15 protein-coding genes are annotated in these 21130 nt (G+C 72.6%); 5 read left to right on the top strand and 10 right to left on the bottom strand.

The features are described 5' to 3' along the window. Positions 1-108: 108 nt before the first annotated feature. A complete protein-coding gene (locus tag AB0C96_RS06040; protein WP_362914163.1) occupies positions 109-2220 on the bottom strand; it encodes an FUSC family protein in 2112 nt (703 codons plus the stop codon). A 370-nt stretch (positions 2221-2590) separates the two neighbouring features. Here AB0C96_RS06040 and AB0C96_RS06035 point away from each other — a divergent pair, with 370 nt between their 5' ends. Beyond that, the gene (locus AB0C96_RS06035; protein WP_362914161.1) at positions 2591-3613 is read left to right on the top strand and encodes an alpha/beta hydrolase-fold protein; all 1023 of its coding nucleotides are present in this window, start codon (positions 2591-2593) and stop codon (positions 3611-3613) included. A gap of 133 nt (positions 3614-3746) precedes the next feature. Here AB0C96_RS06035 and AB0C96_RS06030 read toward each other — a convergent pair whose 3' ends face one another. From AB0C96_RS06030 to iolC, 9 genes are all read right to left on the bottom strand, one after another. Continuing rightward, positions 3747-4613 (bottom strand): ABC transporter permease, encoded by an 867-nt coding sequence (locus AB0C96_RS06030; RefSeq protein ID WP_362914159.1) that lies wholly within the window; start codon positions 4611-4613, stop codon positions 3747-3749. Continuing rightward, complete coding sequence (locus AB0C96_RS06025) at positions 4610-7423, bottom strand: alpha/beta fold hydrolase (RefSeq protein ID WP_362914157.1); 2814 nt, start codon at positions 7421-7423, stop codon at positions 4610-4612. Before AB0C96_RS06025 ends, AB0C96_RS06030 begins: the two co-directional genes overlap by 4 nt. 131 nt (positions 7424-7554) lie before the next feature. Beyond that, positions 7555-8106 carry a GNAT family N-acetyltransferase gene (locus AB0C96_RS06020; RefSeq protein ID WP_362914156.1) on the bottom strand — a complete coding sequence of 184 codons (552 nt, stop codon included), beginning with the start codon at positions 8104-8106 and terminating at the stop codon, positions 7555-7557. Positions 8107-8261: 155 nt separating this feature from the next. Beyond that, positions 8262-9425, bottom strand: coding sequence for a hypothetical protein (locus AB0C96_RS06015; RefSeq protein WP_362914154.1), 1164 nt, complete (start codon positions 9423-9425; stop codon positions 8262-8264). 178 nt (positions 9426-9603) lie between these two features. Then, on the bottom strand, positions 9604-11097 hold the full coding sequence (locus AB0C96_RS06010; protein ID WP_362914152.1) for a CoA-acylating methylmalonate-semialdehyde dehydrogenase: 1494 nt from the start codon (positions 11095-11097) through the stop codon (positions 9604-9606). 38 nt (positions 11098-11135) lie between these two features. After that, positions 11136-13019 carry a 3D-(3,5/4)-trihydroxycyclohexane-1,2-dione acylhydrolase (decyclizing) gene (gene iolD / locus AB0C96_RS06005; RefSeq protein WP_362914150.1) on the bottom strand — a complete coding sequence of 628 codons (1884 nt, stop codon included), beginning with the start codon at positions 13017-13019 and terminating at the stop codon, positions 11136-11138. Next, the gene (gene iolB / locus AB0C96_RS06000; RefSeq protein WP_362914453.1) at positions 13016-13933 is read right to left on the bottom strand and encodes a 5-deoxy-glucuronate isomerase; all 918 of its coding nucleotides are present in this window, start codon (positions 13931-13933) and stop codon (positions 13016-13018) included. Before iolB ends, iolD begins: the two co-directional genes overlap by 4 nt. A 39-nt stretch (positions 13934-13972) precedes the next feature. Continuing rightward, positions 13973-14860, bottom strand: a complete 888-nt coding sequence (locus tag AB0C96_RS05995) for a deoxyribose-phosphate aldolase (RefSeq protein WP_362914148.1) — start codon at positions 14858-14860, stop codon at positions 13973-13975. 107 nt (positions 14861-14967) lie between these two features. Then, complete coding sequence (gene iolC / locus AB0C96_RS05990; protein WP_362914146.1) at positions 14968-15993, bottom strand: 5-dehydro-2-deoxygluconokinase; 1026 nt, start codon at positions 15991-15993, stop codon at positions 14968-14970. Between the two features lie 495 nt (positions 15994-16488). On the opposite strand from iolC, the gene AB0C96_RS05985 reads away from it, so the two are divergent. From AB0C96_RS05985 to AB0C96_RS05970, 4 genes are all read left to right on the top strand, one after another. Beyond that, on the top strand, positions 16489-17409 hold the full coding sequence (locus tag AB0C96_RS05985; RefSeq protein ID WP_362914144.1) for a sugar phosphate isomerase/epimerase: 921 nt from the start codon (positions 16489-16491) through the stop codon (positions 17407-17409). A gap of 174 nt (positions 17410-17583) precedes the next feature. Beyond that, complete coding sequence (locus AB0C96_RS05980; RefSeq protein WP_362914142.1) at positions 17584-18603, top strand: Gfo/Idh/MocA family oxidoreductase; 1020 nt, start codon at positions 17584-17586, stop codon at positions 18601-18603. A 262-nt stretch (positions 18604-18865) separates the two neighbouring features. Continuing rightward, positions 18866-20380, top strand: a complete 1515-nt coding sequence (locus tag AB0C96_RS05975) for a sugar porter family MFS transporter (protein WP_362914140.1) — start codon at positions 18866-18868, stop codon at positions 20378-20380. A 414-nt stretch (positions 20381-20794) separates the two neighbouring features. Continuing rightward, positions 20795-20989 carry a MerR family transcriptional regulator gene (locus AB0C96_RS05970; protein WP_362914138.1) on the top strand — a complete coding sequence of 65 codons (195 nt, stop codon included), beginning with the start codon at positions 20795-20797 and terminating at the stop codon, positions 20987-20989. Positions 20990-21130 lie beyond the last annotated feature (141 nt).

Genomic DNA, 21130 nt, shown 5'->3' with positions numbered 1-21130 from the left:
GGGGACGGCTGGGATGGACGGCGGTTGACGGGGCGGGGGGACGGCGGGGCAGCGCTCCACAGAGGACCCATCGGGGCCAATGGGGTTCAATGCGGGCAATTAATAAGACTACTGGGGGTGCGAGATGGTTCCCCACTCCGCGCCGTGACGTTCGTCCGGCTCTTCGGACAGCGCCTCCGCCAGGTCGTCGAGCGCATCGAGCAGCAGCCCGGCGGCGCGCGGCGCGACGCCCTCGTTCTCCTCCTCGGCGTCCCACCGCTCCCCCACGGCGTGCAGCGCGCTCCAGTCCATCCCGCCCCCGTCGCGCACGGCCCGCCCGGCGTGCTCCAGGGAGCGGCGCAGTTCGGCGGCGAACGCGGCGGCGCCGGCGGAGGGTTCGGCGTCCCGGTCGGGGAGGTGCGCCTCCATGATCATGGTCACCCGACCCATGGTGGCCAGCGCGGCGCTGACCGCCTTCGCCGTGGCGAGCGACGGGCCGCGCGGGCGGACCGGCTCCTTCTCGGCCCGGGCCTCGCTCTCCTCCCAGGCCACCCGGGCGGCCCGGGCGTCCAGCAGGGCCTCCCGGACCTGCCGGGGCCGGCCCTCGGCGGGCCGGGCGTAGCGGTCCAACACGGCCAGGGCGTAGCTGCCGTTCGCCGCCAGCCAGTCGGCGAGGCGGTCCCGCAGCCTGGGCGTCTCCCAGGCGGGGAACAGCGCGTACGACAGCATCGCGAGCAGTCCGCCGACGAGGGTGAGCACGATGCGCGCCTCGACGGTCTGCTGCCAGCCCTCGCCGGCGATGCCGAGCAGGAAGACGACGTAGGCGGCCACGCAGGCCGAGGTCACCGAGAAGCCGGTGCGCATCAGCAGGTACGTCAGCCAGACGCAGACCAGGGCGAGCACCGCGCTGGCGTACACCCCGGGGTGCACCAGGGCCATCAGGGCACCCGCGACGGCGACGCCGACGAGGGTGCCGATGAAACGGGCCACACCCCGGGAGTAGGTCTGGGCGAAGTCGGGGCGCATCACCATCACGGAGGCCAGCGGCGCCCAGTAGCCGTGGCCGAACGGCAGCGCGGCGCCCAGCAGGTAGCCGACCGCGGCGACCGCGGCGACCCGCAGGGCGTGCCGGAAGATGTGCGAGGACCAGCGGGCCTCGCGGTGCAGGGCGCGCAGGGCGACCGGCACCAGCTTGGGCACGCTGGGGCGCAGCAGATGGCCGCGTTCGGCCTCGGTGGTGGCGCGGGTGGCCCGGACCGGCTCGTCGGTGAGCTCCACGGCGTCGGCGAGCAGCGAGATCAGTCGGTAGGCGGCGCGGCGGGCGGCGCCGTTCAGCATCGGCCCGGTGGCCGGGACTTCGAGGGTGGCCATCGCCTCGGGGGGCAGCCGTACCGGCCCGGCGTGCCGGACCGCATGGGCGACGGCGTCCAGGACGGTGCCCGCGGCGCCCAGCAGTTCGCGGGCGCGGTCGCGTTCGGGGCCTTCCAGAGGGGCGCCGACGACCGGGTCGGCGAGCGAGGCGAGGACCGGCCGGACGCGTTCGGCGAGGCCGCGGGGGCCGTGCAGCTGGACGGGGCGGCGCTTGGCCTGACGCGGTGTCACCTGGGAGGCGAGCCGGGCGTCCATCAGCGGCGCCGGGTCGAAGGGCGCGACCGGGTCGTGCCGCAGCCGCCGGGCGTAGTCGGCCTCGGCGGCCAGTGCGTCGGCGAGCGCATCGCGCTGGATGCCCCAGGGCCGGACCGGGAAGACGACGATGAGGGCGGCCTGGACGAGCCCGCCGAAGAAGATCAGGGCGGCGTGCTGGAGGGCGCCCAGGACCGAGGTCGGCAGGGTGACGGTGACCAGCATGATCGCCACGGTCTGGGTGCCGGCCAGTCCGGAGACCGGACCGATCGCCCAGGCCATCCCGGCCAGGAAGGTCCAGCCGATGAGCAGCAGGACGAAGGCGACGAGATGCGCGGCGGCCAGGTAGCCGAGGAAGGTGGCGACCGCCAGCGCGCCGGCGACCGCCAGCGCGAGCACCGGGCGCGGCCGCATGCTGCGCTGGAAGGTGACGAGGCCGGCCGCGAACGCGCCGAAGGCGGAGGAGACCGCGAGGGAGGGATCGCCGCGCCACAGGCACAGCCCGATGACGAGGGCGAGGCCGGCCGTGCCGCGCACCGCGATCAGCGGGGTGAGCTTGGTCCGCTCGACGGTCAGCCCGGAGCGGGCGGCTTCCGTCAGCGCACGCGACCAGGTCATAGCGAGAGGATACGGGCGAATACCGGCCAATACCGATGTTCCCGGAACGGTGGGACGGGGTGCGCCGGCCGCCCCGTACGCCGTCCGACCGCGCGCCGCCCGCACGCCCCGCCCGGCTCCCCCGCACGCCCGGTCCGCTCCCCCCTTCGGCCGGGAAAATCCTGGCAAACCCGGCTTCCGGCGCGCGTAAAACATCCCAGGCCATCAAGGGGACGCCCGGATTCCGGGTGCTGGGTGCGAGCAACCCGACACCCCGGAACGGAAACCCCGGAACCTCCCCGCCCCCTCTTGCTGGTCGGCCGGCACAGCTCCCGGCCTGTCGAGAGCGCGTCCGGCGCGTTCGGCGAGGAGTTCGCGAGGAGAAGGCCCCGTGCGCAAAGCCCTGTTCCAACCGCTGATCGCGCTGATCACCCTGACCGTTCTCGCCGCCACGGCCGGCTGCGGGACCAGTGCCTCCCCGTCCTCCCCCGTACGGTTCGGCAACGTGCCCAAGACGGGCGCCGCGCTGCACACCACGCCGCACGGGAAGCGCTCACTGGTGCAGTGGCCGACCCGCCCGATCACCTTCACCGAGGAGAGCCGGGTCGGCGGGGCCGGCCAGAACACCCCGATCGGCGTGACCACCCTGCACGGCCCGAAATCGGGCTTCACCGGGAAGGTGTGGGTGTGGGCACCGCCGGAGTACTACGAGAAGCGCAACGCGAACAAGGGCTTCCCGGTGATGGAGGCACTGCCCGGCGCGTACGGCTACCCCGTGAACTACTGGATCGGCTCCGACCTCAAACTGGAGGAGAACCTCGCCCAGTGGTCCAAGAACGGCACCAGCCTGCCGTTCATCGTCGTCATGCCGGTGCTCAACCCCAACGGCAAGCAGTACTACGACGGCAGCGACATACCCGGTCAGCCGAGGATCGGCACCTGGCTCAGCCAGGACGTGCCCAACCTCGTCCGGCAGAACTTCCGCACCCTCAGGACCCGCGACGCCTGGGCGATCATGGGCTCCTCCTCGGGCGGTTTCGCGGCGCTGAAGAACGTGCTCCAGAACCCGGAGACGTTCAAGGTGGCCATCCCCAACGGGCCGGACATCGTCCCCGACTCGCCGCTGTGGAACGGCCACGCCACGGTGGAGCGCGAGAACAACCCGGAGGTGCTGGCCCGCCGGCTGATCGCCCGCGGCGGCCCGGAGGTCTACCTCGCCTTCCAGGACGGCTCCAAGGAGTACACGGTGCTGCCGAAGGTCCGGAAGTTCATCGCGCAGTACGGTCACGGGCCGGTGCGCACCCGGCTCCAGATCGTCCCGGGCGGCACGCACAGCGCGGCGACGTATGTGAAGGGCATGGGCGAGGGCACCATGCGCTGGGTCAGCGCGCACATGCAGGGGCCGACCGCCTGACCGGCGGCCGGCCCGGTGACCGGAGGTGCGGGCCGCCGGGCCGACACCGGGCCGCGCGCCGGGCCGTCAGCACAGGGCGCTGCGGGCCGTCAACGGAAGGCGCTGCGGGCCGCCCGCCGGCTCGTCACCGCCGTCACGACACCACGTCCTTGCGCGCGAACCCGCGGAACGCCAGGGCGCCCAGCACCAGCGCGTACGACACCGACACCGACGCGCCCTGGATCATCCCGGACCACTCCATCCGGGGTTGCAGGGCGTCCGCCCAGGCGTACTGCCAGTGGGCGGGCAGCACATCGCGCCAGGTGTCGAGGGCGGTGACCTGGTCGAGGACGTTGCCGACGATGGTCAGCCCGACGGCGCCGCCGACCGCGCCCAGCGGTGCGTCGGTCACCGTCGACAGCCAGAACGCCAACGCCGCGGTCACCAGCTGGCTGACGAAGACATAACCGACCACGACCGCCAGCCGCAGCACCGCGTCCCCCGCCGACAGCGCACCGCCGGTGGGCAGTTGCAGCGGCCCCCACCCGTACGCGGCGGTGCCGACCGCCAGCGCGACCAGCGGCAGCCACACCATCGCGGCGGCGCTGAACAGCAGCGCGACGGTGAGCTTGCTGAGCAGCAGCCGGGCCCGCGGCACCGGCGCGGCCAGCAGATAGCGCAGCGAGGACCAGCTCGCCTCCGCGGCAACCGTGTCACCGCAGAACAGCGCCACCGGGACCACCAACAGGAACCCCGCGGAGACGAACAGCACCGTGGCGGCGAAGTTGCCGCCGGACGCGGTGGCGCCGTCCATCAGGGAGATCCGGCCGTTGCCGCGGCTGCTCGGGTCGCCGCCGATCGCGAACGCCATCACCAGTACGAACGGCAGCAGCGTCAGGATCGCGGCGATGACGAGGGTGCGGCGGCGCCGGAGCTGGCGCCGGGCCTCCACCCGCAGCGGCAGGGTCCGGCGCGGCCGGTAGCCGGGCGCCGCCGCGGTCGCGGTCGCGGTCGCGGTCATCGTGCGTCACCTCCGATCAGGGTGAGGAAGGCGTCCTCCAGACGCCGGTGCGGTCCGATGCGGTCCACCGCGACCTCCAACCGGAGGATTTCGGTGAGCAGTTGGGTGGTGGTGGCGCCGTCCAGCCGGACGAGGAGGCCGTCCTCGGCGCGTACCGCCGAGGCGACGCCCGGCAGCGCGGCCACCTTCTCCACCACGGCGTCGTCGACCGGCTCCGCCGCGCCCACCAGCAGGGTGTCCCCGGAGCCGACGATCTCGGCGACCGGCCCGGCCTGCACCAGTCGTCCGCGGTCCATCACGACCAGGTGCGTACAGCTCTGTTCGACCTCGGACAGCAGATGGCTGGAGACGATCACGGTGCGTCCGGCCGCCGCGTAGCGGATCATGACGTCGCGCATCTCGCGGATCTGCGGCGGGTCCAGCCCGTTCGTCGGCTCGTCGAGGATCAGCAGGTCCGGCAGGCCGAGCATGGCCTGGGCGATGGCCAGGCGCTGCCGCATGCCCTGGGAGTAGGTCCGCACCGCGCGGTCGAGGGCGTCGCCGAGACCGGCGATCTCCAGCGCCTCCTCGGCGTGCGCATCGGCGGCCGGCCGGCCGGTGGCCTGCCAGTACAGGTCGAGGTTGGCGCGGCCGGACAGATGCGGCAGGAAACCGGCGCCCTCGACGAACGCGCCGACCCGCGACAGCACCGGCGCGCCCGGCCGGATCGCCTCCCCGAAGACCCTGATCTCACCGGCGTCCGGCGTGATCAGACCCATCAGCATCCGCAGCGTGGTGGTCTTGCCGGCGCCGTTCGGCCCGAGCAGACCGAGCACCTGCCCCTTCTCCACCCGGAAGGACAGCTCCCGAACCGCGAACCGGTCCACGGACCCGGCGTACCGCTTGCCGAGTCCGCTGATCCGCAGCGGAACCTCGGCGAGCGCCGGGTCGGGCGGGGGCGCCGCGGTCCGGCGGCGGGCGGTGAACAGCAGCAGCGCGGCGACCACCGCGGCACCGGCCGGCAGCGCCCAGGTCCAGGCGGGCAGCGGGGCGGCGGCGCTGCGCACCTGCGGTGCGGTCGGCACGCTCAGCTCCCCCTCGGCCGTCGCGGCCGCACCGCCCGCCAGGGAGACGGTGTAGCTGGTCGGGGCGGCCGGTGAGGCGTAGCCGAGGTCGGTCGCGGAGAGCACCAGCCGCAGCCGGTGCCCGGCCGCGAAGTCGTGGTCGGCGGTGGGCAGTTGCAGCCGTACGGTCCGGCCGTCGTGGGCGTCCTCGATCCGGTACGGCGCGACGAGCTGGGACGGCAGCACCTGGCGGCGGCCGTCCGGGGCGACGTCGTAGAGCTTGGCGAAGAGCACCGCGTCCCGGGAGCCGGAACGGACCCGCACGGTGACGGTGGGACTGCCGGTCAGGTGCACGGAGTCGGTCAGCGGCGCCGACTCGAAGCGGGCGTACTGGCCGGGGAAGTCCAGCGACAGGCCGCCGGTGCCGAGGGCGGAGAGGTTGCCGAGCGCACCGACGCCGGGCACCGCGGAGATCGCGGGCGGCCCGGCGCCGGCCGGGTTGCGGAAGGTCTGGGCGGAGCCGGTCAGCCGGACCGTCCGGGGCGCGTGGTGCAGACCGGGGTAGCGGTCCGCGGTGGCACCGCGCAGCCGCACCGACCCGTCGGTCGAGTCCACTCCCCCGGTCCGGCTGATCCGGAAGGCGGGCCCGGTGTCGGCGCCCCCGTCGCGCTTCAGATAGCGGTCGAACCACACCGTCGTACGGGCCTGGAGGCGAGCCGCCTCACGGTCCCCGCCGTCGTGCCCGCCGGAGATCCAGTCGACGTCGACCGGCGCCCCGTTCCGGCGGATCGCCCGCTGCATCGCATCGGCCTGGTCGAGGGTGAACAGCGAGTCCGTCTGCCCCTGCATGATCAGGGTCGGCACCGTGATGCGCCCGCCGACGGCCGACGGACTGCGGGCCTGAAGCAGCCGGCGGGCCGCCGCGTCCGGTGTGCCGCTGACCGCGACCCGCTCGTACATCCGGCACAGCTCGGGCTCGAACTTCCCGCAGCCACCGGGCGCTTCGGGCCCGGATGGCGGGGTGCGGGGCGCGCCGGCGGGGGCACCGGTGGAGCCGGTGGGGGCGCCTGTCGAGCCGGTGGGGGCGCCCGTCGAGCCGGTGGTGAAGAAGATCCCCGCCCACAGCTTCTTGAACACGCCGTGCGGGAAGAGGGCGTCGGCGAGGTTCCAGTACGTGATCTGCGGGGCGATCGCATCGACCCGCCGGTCGTGGCCGGCCGCCAGCAGCGCCATCGCCCCGCCGTACGAGGCGCCGGCGACGCCCACCCGGGGGTCACCGGCCTTGTCGAGCTGCACCTCGGGGCGCTCGGCCAGCCAGTCGATCAACCGGCTGACGTCGGCGACCTCGGCGACCGGGTCGTTCAGCCCGATCCTCCCGGTGGACCTCCCGAATCCGCGCGCCGACCAGGTCAGCACCGCGTACCCGTCCCGGGCCAACTGCTCGGCCTGCGCCCGCAGATCGGCCTTGCTGCCGCCGAAGCCGTGCCCGAGCAGCACCGCCGGCCGCCGCCCGCCGGAGCCGCCCGGCGCGGTGAAGAACGAGGTGTCGATCCGCACCTTCGCCGTGCTGCCGGGCGTCTCCGGCATGCTCAGCAGCCGGTCCTCCCGATGCACCGCGGGCACCGCTTCCGAGGACGCGGCCGCCCAGGTGCCGCCCCCTATGAGCACGACCAGCGCGCCCACGGCGGCGTACCAGCGCCGGCCACGCAGCCGGCCACGCAGCGGGCCGCGCGCGCTTCCGCGCCGTGGGAGACCTCGGAGATCCATACCGCGAATCCTAGGTACGGCCCGCGACGGCCGGCCGGTACCCCGGGCTGAACCCGGGGGTCTCCTCTGGGAGTAGGGCCCGCCGGTGCCGTACCGCGGACGCGGTACGGCACCGGCACGGACCGCCGCCGCTACGCCGACCGCGGCGCCGCCCGCAGCCGGAACCGGGCCACCCGGTCGTCGCCGCTCCAGCGCTCCAGCCCGGCCTTCACAAGGACCCGGCAGGACGCCGGGTTCGTCAGCTCGACGTCCGCGTACACCGTGTGCACGCCCGGCGCGGTGAGCGCGAACGCCGCCATGGCCCGGGCGGCCTCGGTCGCATAGCCGCGCCCCCGCCGCGACGCCACGACGCCGTAGCCGAACTCGACCGCTCCGTCGCCGGGCGGCCAGAACAGCCCGATGGCGCCGACCAGCAGACCGCTGGCCCGCTCGATGATCAGCCGCTGCCCGTAGGTGCCCCGGCGGTCGGGGTGTCCGTCGATGAAGCCGGCGATGACCCGGTCACCGTCGGCGGGGAAGTCCGCGGCCCAGTGCGGCTGCCGCGCCCCTTCGAGGACGGCGGCGAGGTCCGCGTCGGACCACGGCCGCAGCGCCAGCCGCGCGGTGAGCAGATCCGCGCCGCGGACGGAGAACGCGGCGGCCGGGGAAGCGGCCGGCTCAGGCGGCGACCCGGCCAAGGGCATGCCGATGAGGCGTCCGGTGGTCCATATTCATCAACCTCCCTCTCCCCAGCAGTGCGTGCACCCGGTGCGGATCGCTCCGCGCCGGCCGAGCGTACCCGGCCGGCCGGCCCCGGCAACAGCGATTTCTCGCGCGAGCACCGGGACCGTGCCGCCGGTCAGTACTGCGGCGGCCCGAACCCGCCCTGCCCGGGCGCGGGCGGGGTACCGGGCGGCATCGGCGGGGTGCCGGGCGGCGGCATCGGCGGGGTGCCGGGCGGCGGCATCGGGGGGCCGCCGACCGGGCCGACCGGGGGCTGCCAGCCGGCGACCGGCGGGACCGGCGGACCGGCCGGCGGGACGAAGCCGGGCACGGCGAACGGCGCGGCCTGGGACGGCGGGTACCAGGCGGGGGCGGACGGCTCACCACGGGCCATCAGGGCGAGCAGCGCCACCGAGCCGACCGTGTCGAGCAGCAGCTGGACGTCATTGAGGATGCTCAGCCCCGGCAGGCTCTCGTTCAGCGAGAACAGGGCGCCGTTCCGGGCCAGCGCGACCACCGTGATCAGCGCGCCGGGCAGCGACAGGATCGACAGCCCGATGGCCAGCCCCCGGGCCGCGCCGCCCCGCAGCAGGCTGTTGAGCGCCGCCAGCGCGGTCAGCACCAGGAAGACCAGCGCCGACCAGCCCGGCGCCAGACTCAGCAACGAGCTGAGCGCTCCCTTGCCGAGGTAGAGCATCTCGAAGGTGCCGGTGCCGCCCTGCACCAGCATGTAGACCTGCCAGACCACGTTGACCAGGACCATCGCCCCGAGCAGCAGACCGGCCAGCACACCGGCCGTCGGGGCCGGCCGCATCGGCGGCTCGCTGGGCCGGGGGCGCGGCCAGGACCGCATACCGGCGAGCAGCACGATGCCCGCGACCAGGGTCAGCAGGAACAGCAGCCCGCTGCTGATGAAGACGCCGTCGAAGGTGGCGGTGGACGTCTCCGCGTGCTGGAACCAGCGGTTGTCGCTGGTGTGGTTGCCGACGCTGACCAGGGCCTGGAGGGCGGTGGCGAAGGTGAAGGTGGTGGCGACGGCCAACAGCCCGCCGGCCAACCGGTTCCCGGCGAACGCCGCGAACACCGCGACCAGGTCCAGGACGGCGAGGCCGAGCTGGAACGGGCCGGTGACCTCGTTGGTGCCGCCGGGCCGCTGGAGCGTCCACGACTCCCAGACGCCGTCCAGCCCGAACTCGCCGAGGTCGACGGCCAGCCAGTACCCCAGGAAGAGGAAGAACAGCAGGCAGAAGACCCCGCCAGTGATACGGGCGCCCTTGGCGAGCGCCATGGGTTGGTGCATTGAGTCCCCCGGTTGTGTCGATGCTCGGCGAGGGAGCACGGTAGCAACGCGCCGCCCCCGGGTCTCCCCCCGGTCTCCCCGCCCGGGAAGCGGACGTGCCGGACCCCCTGCCGGCGGGGGTCCGGCAGGGGGTCCGGCGGTGGGGTGCTTGTCAGGGCGACCCCGGGGCGGTTGCCCGTCAGTGGTTGCGCGGGAAGCCCAGGTTGATACCGGCGTCCGACGGGTCAGGCCAGCGGGTGGTGACGACCTTGCCGCGGGTGTAGAAGTGCACGCCGTCGTTGCCGTAGATGTGGTGGTCGCCGAAGAGGGAGTCCTTCCAGCCACCGAACGAGTGGTAGCCGACCGGCACCGGGATGGGCACGTTCACACCGACCATGCCGGCCTCGATCTCCATCTGGAAGCGGCGGGCCGCGCCGCCGTCCCGGGTGAAGATCGCGGTGCCGTTGCCCCACGGCGAGTTGTTCATCAGCTCGACGGCCTGCTCGTACGTCTCCACCCGGACGACCGACAGCACCGGACCGAAGATCTCGTCGCGGTAGGCGTCCATCTCGGGCGTGACGTTGTCCAGCAGCGAGACGCCGATCCAGTGGCCGTCCTCGTAGCCCTCGACGGTGTAGCCGGTGCCGTCGATGACGACGTCGGCACCCTGCGCCGCGGCACCGGTGACGTACGAGGCGACCTTGTCGCGGTGCGCCTTGGTGATCAGCGGGCCCATCTCCGACGCCGGGTCGTCGCCGGGGCCGATCCGCAGCTTGTCGGCACGCTCCTTGATCTTGCCGATCAGCGGGTCCGCGGTCTCACCGACCGCGACCACCACGGAGATCGCCATGCAGCGCTCACCCGCCGAGCCGTAGGCGGCGTTGATCGCCGAGTCCGCCGCCAGGTCCAGGTCGGCGTCCGGCAGCACCAGCATGTGGTTCTTGGCGCCGCCCAGCGCCTGCACCCGCTTGCCGTTCGCGGTGCCGGTGGTGTGGATGTACCGGGCGATGGGGGTGGAGCCCACGAACGACACCGCGGCGACGTCCGGGTGCGCGAGGAGGGCGTCGACCGCCACCTTGTCACCGTTGACGATGTTCAGCACACCGTCCGGCAGACCCGCCTCGGCAGCCAGCTCGGCCAGCTTGAAGGCGGCGCTGGGCACCTTCTCGCTCGGCTTGAGGACGAAGGTGTTCCCGCACGCGATGGCGAGGGGGAACATCCACATCGGCACCATCGCCGGGAAGTTGAACGGCGTGATGCCGGCCACCACGCCCAGGGACTGACGGATGGCGGCCACATCGACACGGGTGGACACCTGGGTGGACAGCTCGCCCTTGAGCTTCTCGGGGATGCCGCAGGCCAGCTCCACGATCTCCAGACCGCGGGCGACCTCACCGAGCGCGTCGGAGTGCACCTTGCCGTGCTCGGCGGTGATCAGCCGGGCCAGCTCCTCACGGTGCGCGTCGAGCAGCTCGCGGTACTTGAACAGCACCGACGTGCGCTTGGCCAGCGAGCTGGTGCCCCAGGTGCGGAACGCTTCCTTGGCGGCGCGGACCGCCGCGTCGACCTCGTCGACCGACGCGAAGGCGACCTGCTTCTCCTGCGCGCCGGTGGCCGGGTTGTAGACCGGGCCGACGTTGCCGGAGACGCCCTCGACGGGCTTGCCGCCGATCCAGTGGCTGATGGTCTTCATGCTGGGGGCCTTTCTGGGGTGACGACTTCGAACGGGGGTCAGAGGTGGCGACGGCGCCCGGCGGCCTGCCGGTCGTACGCCTCGCGGGCGGCGACCGCCGCCGGACGTGTCGCGGTCTCGGCAACGGGAACATCCCACCAGGCCTGGGCCTCCGGCGCGCCCGGCACAGTGTCGGCCGTTTCGGTCTCGACATAGACACATGTGGGCCGGTTCGCGCCACGCGCCTCGGCCAGCGCGGCCCGCAGCTCACCGACCGTGGCCGCACGGATGACGTGCATACCGAGCGAGGCGGCGTTGCCGGCCAGGTCCACCGGCAGCGGCGCACCCGTGTACGTGCCGTCCTCGGCCCGGAAGCGGTACGCCGTCCCGAAGCGTTCACCGCCGATCTGCTCGGACAGGCCGCCGATGGACGCATACCCGTGGTTCTGGACGAGAACGATGGTGATGTTGATGCCCTCCTGGACCGCGGTGACGATTTCGGTGGGGTTCATCAGATACGTACCGTCGCCGACCAGCGCCCACACCGGCCGGTCGGGAGCGGCCAGCCGGACGCCGATCGCCGCGGGGATCTCATACCCCATGCAGGAGTAGCCGTACTCCAGGTGGTACTGCCTGCGGGACCGGGCGCGCCAGAGTTTGTGCAGGTCACCGGGGAGGGAGCCGGCCGCATTGATGATCACGTCGGAGTCGTCGACCAGCGCGTCCAACGCCCCGAGCACCTGCGTCTGCGACGGGCGCACGGAGTCGTCCGGCGCCCCGTACGCGGCGTCCACCCGGCGCTCCCACTCCGCCTTCGCCTTCGTGTAGCCGGCCTCGTACTCCGCCGCGACACGGTGGCCGGACAGCGCCCCGGTGAGCGCTTCCAGGCCGGCGCGGGCATCGGCGACCAGGGAGGCCGCGCCGAGCTTGTGGGAGTCGAACGGGGCGATGTTGAGGTTGACGAAGCGGACCCCGGGCGCCGCGAACAGCGTCGCGGAGGCCGTGGTGAAGTCCGTGTAGCGGGTGCCGACACCGATGATCAGGTCCGCCTCGCGGGCCAGCCCGTCGGCGGTGGCGGTGCCGGTGTGGCCGATGCCGCCGACGTCCGCGGGGTGGTCGTGGCGCAGCGACCCCTTGCCGGCCTGGGTGGAGGCCACCGGAATGCCGGTGGCGTCGGCGAAGGCGCGCAGCGCGTCCTCCGCCTCGGAGTGGTGGACACCGCCGCCCGCGATCAGCAGCGGCCGGCGGGCCGCCCGGACGGCCCGCACCGCCTCCGCGAGGGCAGCCGCCTCGGGCGCGGGCCGGGCCACCCGCCACACCCGGTCGGCGAAGAACTCCTCCGGCCAGTCGTACGCCTCGGCCTGCACGTCCTGCGGCAGCGCCAGGGTGACCGCCCCCGTGTCCACGGGATCGGCGAGCACCCGCATCGCCTGAAGGGCGGCCGGGATCAGCGCCTCGGGCCGGGTGACCCGGTCGAAGTACCGGGACACCGGCCGCAGCGCGTCATTGACCGACACATCACCCGCGTACGGCACCTCCAGCTGCTGGAGCACCGGGTCCGCCGACCGGGTCGCGAAGACGTCACCGGGCAGCAACAGCACCGGCAGCCGGTTGACGGTCGCCAGCGCCGCACCGGTGACGAGGTTGGTGGCGCCGGGGCCGATGGAGGTGGTGACGGCTTGCGCGGAGAGCCGGTCGCACTGCCGGGCGTAGCCGACGGCGGCGTGCACCATGGCCTGCTCGTTGCGCCCCTGGAGGTACGGCAGCGCCTCACCGGACTCCAGCAGGGCCTGGCCGATACCGGCGACGTTGCCGTGGCCGAAGATGCCCCAGCAGGCGTTGATCAACCGGTGCCGCCGGCCGTCCCGCTCGGTGTACTGGTGGGCGAGGAACTCGACCAGGGCCTGCGCGACCGTGAGGCGGCGGGTCGTCGGAGCGTTCATCGGAGGTCTCCTACGGGCGCTTCGTAGAGGGGGAGGCGGGGGTCGACCGGCTGATCGGGCCAGGTGCCGCGGATCCAGCCGTGGTCGGGGTGATCGCAGATCAGCCACTGGCGTTCGGCACCGGGACCGGCCATGACGTTGAGGTAGTACATGGTGTGCCCGGGGGCGGCGATGGACGGGCCGTGCCAGCCGTCGGGGATCAGCACCGCATCGCCGCTGCGCACCTCGGCCAGCACCTCGGTGCCCCGGCCCCGCCCGGAGGAGGTGACGCGCTGGTAGCCCACGCCGTCCGTGCCGTGCGCCGGCTCGATCTCGAAGTAGTAGATCTCCTCCAGCTCGGACTCCTCGCCGGGGCGGCACTCGTCGTGCTTGTGCGGCGGATAGGACGACCAGTTGCCGCCGGGGGTGAGCACCTCCACCGCGATCAGCCGGTCGCAGGCGAAGCCGTAGCCGGCGTCGGCACCGGCCGGGGCGGCCGCGGCGAAGTTGTTGACCTGCCGCGAGCAGCTGCCGCTGCCGCGCAGCTCCACGGGGACGTCGGCGGCGGCACCGTACCGGGCGGGGAGCCGGCGCTCACAGCGGGCCCCGGTCAGCGCGAACCGCCCGCCGGCCCCGCTCGCGATCTGCACCTGGGCGTCCCTCGGCACATACGCGAAGTCCGTGACCCCGCTGAACACGCTCTCCCGGCCGGCCAGTTCGAAGACCTCCCCGCCGTCGGTCAGCACCGTGCAGCCGCCGGACAGCGGCAGCACGATCCATTCGCTCTCGCCGGTGGCGAACGCATGACGGCCACCGGGCGGCAGCTCCAGGACGCGCAGCGAGGAGTAGCCCCAGCCGGCCCGCTCGGGGTCGATGTCCAGGACGTACGAGCCCTCGCCCGCCGCGCCGGCCGTCAGGTGGAATTCACTGCTCATACGGCTCATATGTCCAGTCTCCTGCGGAAATCGCGGCCTTCACAGCAGGCCCACGGCGGTGTCCACGGCGGCGGCGACATCCCCGTCGGCCGGGTAGAGCAGGGACCGTCCCACGACCAGCCCCTGCACGGTCGGCAGCCGCAGCGCCTTGCGCCACTTCTCGTAGGCCGCCTCCTGGTCCTGGACGGTGCTGCCGATGTCACCGCCGAGCAGCACGGTCGGCAGGGTGGTGGCCTCGCAGACCCGCGCCATCGCATCGGCGTCGTCGGTCACCGGCAGCTTGAGCCAGGTGTACGCGGAGGTGCCGCCGAGGCCGGAGGCGATGGCGACCGAGCGGGTGACGGCCTCGGGGCTGAGGTCGTTGCGGACCTTGCCGTCCCTGCGCGAGGAGAGGAACGGCTCGACGAACACCGGCAGTTCCAGCTCGGCCATCGCGTCGATGGCCCGGGCGGTGGCCTCCATCGTGGTCAGCGACCCCGGGTCGGCGTAGTCGATGCGCAGCAGCAGCTTCCCCGCGTCGAACCGCAGCCGGGCCAGGTCCTGCGGCCGATGGCCGGTGAACCGGTCGTCCATCTCGAACGAGGCGCCCGCGAGGCCGCCCCGGTTCATCGAGCCCATCACCACCTTGCCTTCGAGGGCACCGAGCAGCAGCAGGTCCTCCAGGATGTCGGCGGTGGCCAGCACTCCGTCCACACCGGGCCGCGACAGCGCCAGCACCAGGCGTTCGAGCAGGTCGAGGCGGTTGGCCATGGCGAGCTGCCGGTCACCGACGGCGAGCGCGCCGCGGGCCGGATGGTCGGCGGCGACGATCATCAGCCGGCCGCTGTCGCCGATGAGCGGACGTCGGGTACGGCGGGCGGCGGCCTCCGCGACGGCACCCGGGTACCGGGCCCGCAGCGTCGCGAGGTCACTGATCCGAGAGGTCAAGGCTCAACTCACCTTCTTGAGTGCACAGGTGGGGCGGGGTGACGGCAGGGGGCCGGCGGGCGGGGGGGCCGGGGACGCGGGGGCGGTCGACGTCCCACCGAGGCGGGTCATCGCCCCGCGAGGAACGCCTCGACCTCATCGGCCGTGGGCATCGCGGACGAACAGGCGAGGCGGGAGGCGACGATGGCGCCGGCGGCGTTGGCGTAACGCATCATCGGCTCCAAGTCCCAGCCGGAGAGCAGACCGTGACACAACGACCCGCCGAACGCGTCCCCGGCCCCGAGCCCGTTGACGACCTCTACGGGCGTGGGCGGAACCTCGGCGACGCGGCCGTCGCGGTGCACGGCCAGCACGCCCTTCGGCCCCTGCTTGATGACGGCCAACTCCACCCCCATCTCCAACAGCGCCTGCGCACAGGCCTTGGGCTCCCGCAGCCCGGTCGCCACCTCGGCCTCGTCCACATTGCCGACCGCCACGGTGGCGTACCGCAGGGCGGCTTCGTAGTACGGGCGGGCGGTGGCCATCGCCGCGGCGCCGCTCGCCCCGCCGTCCTTGGAGGCACCGCCCTCGCCACCCCAGAACATCGGCCGCCAGTCGAGGTCGAAGACGGTGCAGTGCTCCCCGGGGGAACGTCCACCGACCGTCCGGAAGGCCTCGGCCCGGGCCTCCAACGCGGCGAGGGTGGCGCCACGGCTCGGCTCCTCGCACAGCCCGGTACCGGTGATCCAGAAGATCCGCGCGGCCGCAATGGCGTCCCGGTCCAGCTCCTCCTGGTGGATCACCAGGTCGGGGGCCTTCGGCCGACGGTAGAAGTAGAGCGGGAAGTCGTCCGGCGGAAAGATCTCGCAGAACGTGACCGGCGTGGGATAGGCGTCGACCGGAGTCACCCAGCGGTCGTCCACCCCGAACTCGCGCAGCGCCTGATGGACGTAGTCGCCGAACGGGTCACGTCCGGTGCGGCTGATCACGGCGCTCCGGCGACCGAGCCGGGCCGCAGCCACCGCGACATTGGTGGCGGAGCCCCCCAGGAACTTCCCGAACGTCTCCACCTGCGCCAGCGACACACCGGTCTGCAACGGATAGATGTCGACTCCGATGCGGCCCATGGTGATCAGGTCGTACGGCTCGGTCATATACGCCCCTTCGGGTCGGACGACACGGCGGATTCCACAACTCCAGCTCGACGGCTTCAGCCATCGAACTTCGGCTCGACGGCTTCAGCACGACGGGCTTCAGCACGACGGCTTTGGCACAACGCGCCTCGGCTCGGTGGCCTTGGCACAACGGGCTTCCGCCTTCCGGCTTCGGCTGGACGGGCTTCGGCCCTCTCGACGGCTTCAGCTCTGAGGAAAGGTCTAACGGTCACCATCAGACCCTGTCAACAGTTTGTCCTTACATTCTGACGTCACCCCACAGAATGCCACCCACCCCAACCGACCCCCAAACCACCCCACCCTCCCTTCCCCCGCACCCCAACACGCCCCAAACCACCCCACCGCCACAAAGTCCTTAAGTCCTTATGTCAGGACGAAGTCTTGACACTCCCCTGGGCGGCAGAGAGGCTGTGCCCACGAACCCCGCACCAGCGCCTCCCGGTCACCGCCGACCGGCGAGAGGAGAGCCGCAGCATGTCCGTACCCCATGCCGCCCCGCCCGTTCTGGACCGCATCCGCGTCGGTTCCGCACCCGACTCCTGGGGAGTGTGGTTCCCCAACGACGACCAGCAGGTCCCCTGGCAGCGCTTCCTGGACGAGGTCGCCGAGGCCGGCTACGAGTGGATCGAACTCGGCCCGTACGGCTACCTGCCCACCGACCCCGCCGTCCTGCACGACGAGATCGCCCGCCGCCACCTGAAGGTCTCCGCCGGCACGATCTTCACCTCGATGCACCACGGCCCGTCCGTGTGGGACAAGACCTGGGCGCACGTCTCCGAGGTCGCCACCCTCACCCAGGCGATGGGCGCCAAGCACCTCGTCGTCATCCCCTCCTTCTGGCGCGACGACAAGACCGCCGAGGAGATCGAACCGCGCGAGCTGACGGTCGAGCAGTGGAAGCACCTGACCACCGGCATGGAGCGGCTGGGCAAGCGCGTCCAGGACGAGTTCGGGCTTCGGATCGTCGTGCACCCGCACGCCGACACCCACATCGACACCGAGGAGCACGTCGAGCGCTTCCTGCACGTGACCGACTCGGACCTGGTCAACCTCTGCCTGGACACCGGCCACTACGCGTACTGCGGCGGCGACAGCGTCAAGCTGATCCGCACCTACGGCGAGCGGATCGGCTACCTGCACCTGAAGCAGGTCGACCCGGACATCCTCAGCGACGTGGTCGCCAAGGGCACGCCGTTCGGCCCGGCGGTCCAGCAGGGCGTGATGTGCGAACCACCGCTCGGGGTACCCGCACTGCCGCCGGTCCTGGAGGCCGCGCAAGAGCTGGACGTCGACCTCTTCGCCATCGTCGAGCAGGACATGTACCCCTGCCCGCCCGACCAGCCGTTCCCCATCGCCGAGCGCACCCGCCGCTTCCTGCGCTCCTGCGGGGCGTGAAGCGGCCGCACCGCCCCTACATGCGCCGCGCGGGCCCTACATGCGCCATGTGGGCCTGCCGCGGCGCGCCTCCTCATACTCCGGCAACGATTACGGAGAGTAATCAGTTCCCAGGTGTATCACAATCTGTAGCACTTCAGTCTGCATCCCGTAACGTAAGGACTTGAGGACCACATGACTTCGCTTGGAACGCTCGGCGTGGCCGTTGTCGGGACCGGCCGGATGGGCGCCGACCATGTGCGCCGGATCAACGAGGTGATCAGCGGCGCCCGGGTGGCGGCGGTGGTCGACATCGACGCGACCCGGGTCAAGAACCTCGCCGACGGCATCGAGGGGTGCACCCCCTACACCGACCCGGCCGCCGCCATGGACGACCCCGCGGTGGACGCCGTACTGATCGCCTCACCGGGGCCCGCGCACGAGGCGGCGCTGCTGGACGCCTTCGCGCGCGACCTGCCGGTGCTGTGCGAGAAGCCGCTGACGCCGGACGCCGCCTCCGCGCTGCGCGTACTGGAGGCGGAGCAGGCACTGGGCCACCGCCGCGTCCAGGTGGGGTTCATGCGCCGTTACGACGCGGACTACCGCGCCCTCAAGTCCCTTCTGGATCAAGGCACTTACGGCCGCCCGCTGATGCTGCACAACAAGCACCGCAACGCCGACACCCCGCCCGGCTTCACCAACGCGATGATGATCAACGACTCGGTGGTGCACGAGATCGACGTGACCCGCTGGTTGCTGGAGGAGGAGATCACCGCGGTACGGGTGCTGCGCCCGACGCCCACCGGGAACGCGCCCGAAGGCCTCAGCGACCCGCAGCTGATCCTCTTCGAGACCGAGGGCGGCCGGGTGGTCGACACCGAGATCTTCGTCAACTGCGGTTTCGGCTACCAGGTCAGCTGTGAGGCGGTCTGCGAGGGTGGCACGGCCCGGATCGGCGACGACCACGGGGTGTTCACCAACTCCGCCGGCCGCTGGGGCGGCGCCATCCCCCCCGGTTTCGTGGAGCGCTTCGAGGAGGCGTACGACCGGCAGGTGCAGCGCTGGGTGAACGCCACCCGGCGCGGCGAGGTCGAGGGTCCCAGCTGCTGGGACGGCTATGCGGCGGCGGCGGTGTGCGAGGCCGGCGTGCTCGCCCAGGCGAGCGGTGAGCGGGTGGCGGTCGAGCTGATCGAACGGCCGGCGTTGTACCGCTGAGGCGCCGAGCCGAACCGTCCACCCACGGGCCGCGCCCGCACCTGATCCACGAAAGGCCCCGCACCATGCCCGCCGTCCGTGATGCCGCCGTACGGCTTCACCTCATACCAGCAGCCATACCGCCTCTACCCGCCATGCCTGTTTCGTCTGCCCTGGCCGTCGTGCCCGCCGTGACCCTACGCGGTCTCGGCGCGGCGCCGACGGGACGCGAACTCCGCTCCGGGATGCCCGAGTTGGCGTCCCGGGCCGGCCGGAGTTGACGATGGCCGCTCCGACCAGCCAGGCGGCCCCCGTCGGCCCGCGGGTCAGTCCGCAGGCCCGTCGCGCCAAGCGCTTCATCATCGGCATCGCCGCCATCGCCGCTCTCGGCGGCGCCCTCTTCGGCTACGACACCGGCGTGATCTCCGGCGCCCTCCCCTTCATGGAGGGCCATTTCGGCCTCACCTCCCTGGGCGAGGGCATCATCACCAGCGCACTGCTGATCGGCGCCGCCTTCGGTTCGCTGATCGGCGGCCGGATGTCCGATGCGCTGGGGCGGCGCAACTCGCTGCTGTGGGCGGGCGCGCTGTTCAGCGGCGGTGCGGTGGCCGTCGCGCTGTCGCCCACCGTTGTGTTCATGACGGCGGCGCGCTTCGTCCTCGGCCTCGCCGTGGGCAGCGCCTCCGTGATCACCCCGCTCTACCTCTCCGAGATCGCGCCCCCGCACATCCGCGGGCGGTTGGTGTCCTTCAACTCGCTGATGATCGTCAGTGGACAGCTCCTCGCCTATCTCATCAACGCGGTCCTGGCGCAGTGGGAGGCCTGGCGCTGGATGCTCGGTCTGGCGGCGCTGCCGGCCGTGGCGCTGTTCTGCGGTCTCTTCTTCCTGCCGGACACCCCGCGCTGGTACATCAGCAAGGGTCGACGGGACGAGGCCGGGCGGGTGCTGGGCCGTACGCTGCCGGCCGAGGACGTGCCCGCCGAGCTGGCCCGCATCGACCACGCCCGCAGCCTGGAGGCCGATGCCCAGCGCGGCGCATGGCGGCAGCTGCGTACGCCCTGGGTACGGCGGTTGCTGCTGGTCGGCATCGGGCTGGCGACCGTACAGCAGATCACCGGCGTGAACGCCGTGGTGTACTTCGCGCCCAAGATCCTGGCGACGACGGGGTTGGGCACCGGTGCCGCGATCACCGCCACCATCGCCGTGGGCGCCGTCTCGGTGCTCGCGACCGCGATCGGGATGTCCTTGATCGACCGGGTGGGTCGGCGGCCGATGCTGATCACGGGGCTGGCCGGGATGGCCGTTTCGCTCGCTCTGCTCGGTGCGTCGTTCCATCTGCCGCACTCCACTGCGGTCAGCATCCTGGTCCTCGGCCTGATGGTGCTCTACATGGCGTTCATGCAGGCCACGTTGAACACCGGCGTCTGGTTGCTGCTCGCCGAGATGTTCCCGCTCACGGTGCGCGGGCTGGCCATGGGCACCGCGGTGTTCGTGATGTGGGTGGTGAACTTCTCGGTCGCCCTGGTCTTCCCGATGCTGCTCGACGCGGTCGGGGCCGGCACCACCTTCTGGTGCTTCGGCGCGATGTGTGTGCTGTCCCTGGTCTTCTGCAAGCGCTACGCGCCCGAGACGAAGGGGCTGGCGCTGGAGGATCTGGAGCAGGAGCTGCGGCGGGCGGCGGGGGCGGGCCGCGCGGCAGGGGCGGACCAAGCGGCGCGCGCGGCAGGCGTGGACACGACGGCAGGCGTGGACACGGCAGCAGGCATGGACGACAAGCACGCAGGCGCGGACGCGTAGGCCGGCACGGACGCGTAGGCCGGCACGGACGCGTAGGCCGGCGCGAAGGGGCACGACATGCGCGGAGGGGACGGCCGGCGCGGAGGGGATGCCGGCGTCCGTCCCGCCCCCTCCTCGCCCCACCCCGTCACGTCACGATCCCGTCACCGACGAGGGGCGTCGGTCTGCCCCTTCCGACCCGATCCACCCCCTCTTGGGAGCCCGGGCGACCGTACCGACACGGTCACAGCCGTCCGCCGCCCGTCACGGCTGTCACGATGCCGCCGGCCTTCCGTCACAGTCGGTCGACAGCCCTCCTCGACGGTCACCCGGTGTCGTTGTCCGGGCACAGGGTGAGTGATCGCCGGGCCGTACGCAGCGCCTCGCCGGCTCGTCCGGGCCGACCCTGCGTACGGCGCTTTGGAGGTGGCAGGGATGACCGACCGCAGGCTCTGGTCGTACAAGGAGATCGCCGCGCACATCCAGGTGCAGCCGGACACCGTGCGCTCGTACCGCAAACACGGGCTGCTGCCGGATCCTGACCTGGTGGAGGGCGGGAAACCGTACTGGTTCGCGGACACGGTCAGAGCATGGGTGGCCCAGCGACCCGGTGCACGTGGCCGACGCTGAAGCCACCTTGACGGGCTTTCGGGCCCTCGGGCCCCGGCGCCCCGTTGGCGGATTCTGGGGATCGTCGCAACACGTGGTCGGTTGATCAGGCCGCGAGCAGTTTATGCAGGCGCTCGGCTGGGGCTTCCCAGCCGAGCGTTT

It is taken from the genome of Streptomyces sp. NPDC048506, assembly GCF_040651315.1.
In the GTDB taxonomy this organism is placed as follows: domain Bacteria; phylum Actinomycetota; class Actinomycetes; order Streptomycetales; family Streptomycetaceae; genus Streptomyces.
Note: the sequence above shows the minus strand (reverse complement) of the source record. Positions and strands in the feature narration are given on the sequence as shown.

Excerpts from the sequence above, each read along its gene's own strand:
- AB0C96_RS05970 (WP_362914138.1), top strand. The coding sequence starts at position 20,795 with ATGACCGACCGCAGGCTCTGGTCGTACAAGGAGATCGCCGCGCACATC.
- AB0C96_RS05980 (WP_362914142.1), top strand. The coding sequence starts at position 17,584 with ATGACTTCGCTTGGAACGCTCGGCGTGGCCGTTGTCGGGACCGGCCGG.
- AB0C96_RS06015 (WP_362914154.1), bottom strand. The coding sequence starts at position 9,425 with ATGCACCAACCCATGGCGCTCGCCAAGGGCGCCCGTATCACTGGCGGG.
- iolD (WP_362914150.1), bottom strand. The coding sequence starts at position 13,019 with ATGAACGCTCCGACGACCCGCCGCCTCACGGTCGCGCAGGCCCTGGTC.
- AB0C96_RS06040 (WP_362914163.1), bottom strand. The coding sequence starts at position 2,220 with ATGACCTGGTCGCGTGCGCTGACGGAAGCCGCCCGCTCCGGGCTGACC.
- AB0C96_RS06020 (WP_362914156.1), bottom strand. The coding sequence starts at position 8,106 with ATGCCCTTGGCCGGGTCGCCGCCTGAGCCGGCCGCTTCCCCGGCCGCC.
- AB0C96_RS05975 (WP_362914140.1), top strand. The coding sequence starts at position 18,866 with ATGGCCGCTCCGACCAGCCAGGCGGCCCCCGTCGGCCCGCGGGTCAGT.
- AB0C96_RS05985 (WP_362914144.1), top strand. The coding sequence starts at position 16,489 with ATGTCCGTACCCCATGCCGCCCCGCCCGTTCTGGACCGCATCCGCGTC.
- AB0C96_RS06030 (WP_362914159.1), bottom strand. The coding sequence starts at position 4,613 with ATGACCGCGACCGCGACCGCGACCGCGGCGGCGCCCGGCTACCGGCCG.
- AB0C96_RS06025 (WP_362914157.1), bottom strand. The coding sequence starts at position 7,423 with ATGGATCTCCGAGGTCTCCCACGGCGCGGAAGCGCGCGCGGCCCGCTG.
- iolB (WP_362914453.1), bottom strand. The coding sequence starts at position 13,933 with ATGAGCAGTGAATTCCACCTGACGGCCGGCGCGGCGGGCGAGGGCTCG.
- AB0C96_RS06010 (WP_362914152.1), bottom strand. The coding sequence starts at position 11,097 with ATGAAGACCATCAGCCACTGGATCGGCGGCAAGCCCGTCGAGGGCGTC.
- iolC (WP_362914146.1), bottom strand. The coding sequence starts at position 15,993 with ATGACCGAGCCGTACGACCTGATCACCATGGGCCGCATCGGAGTCGAC.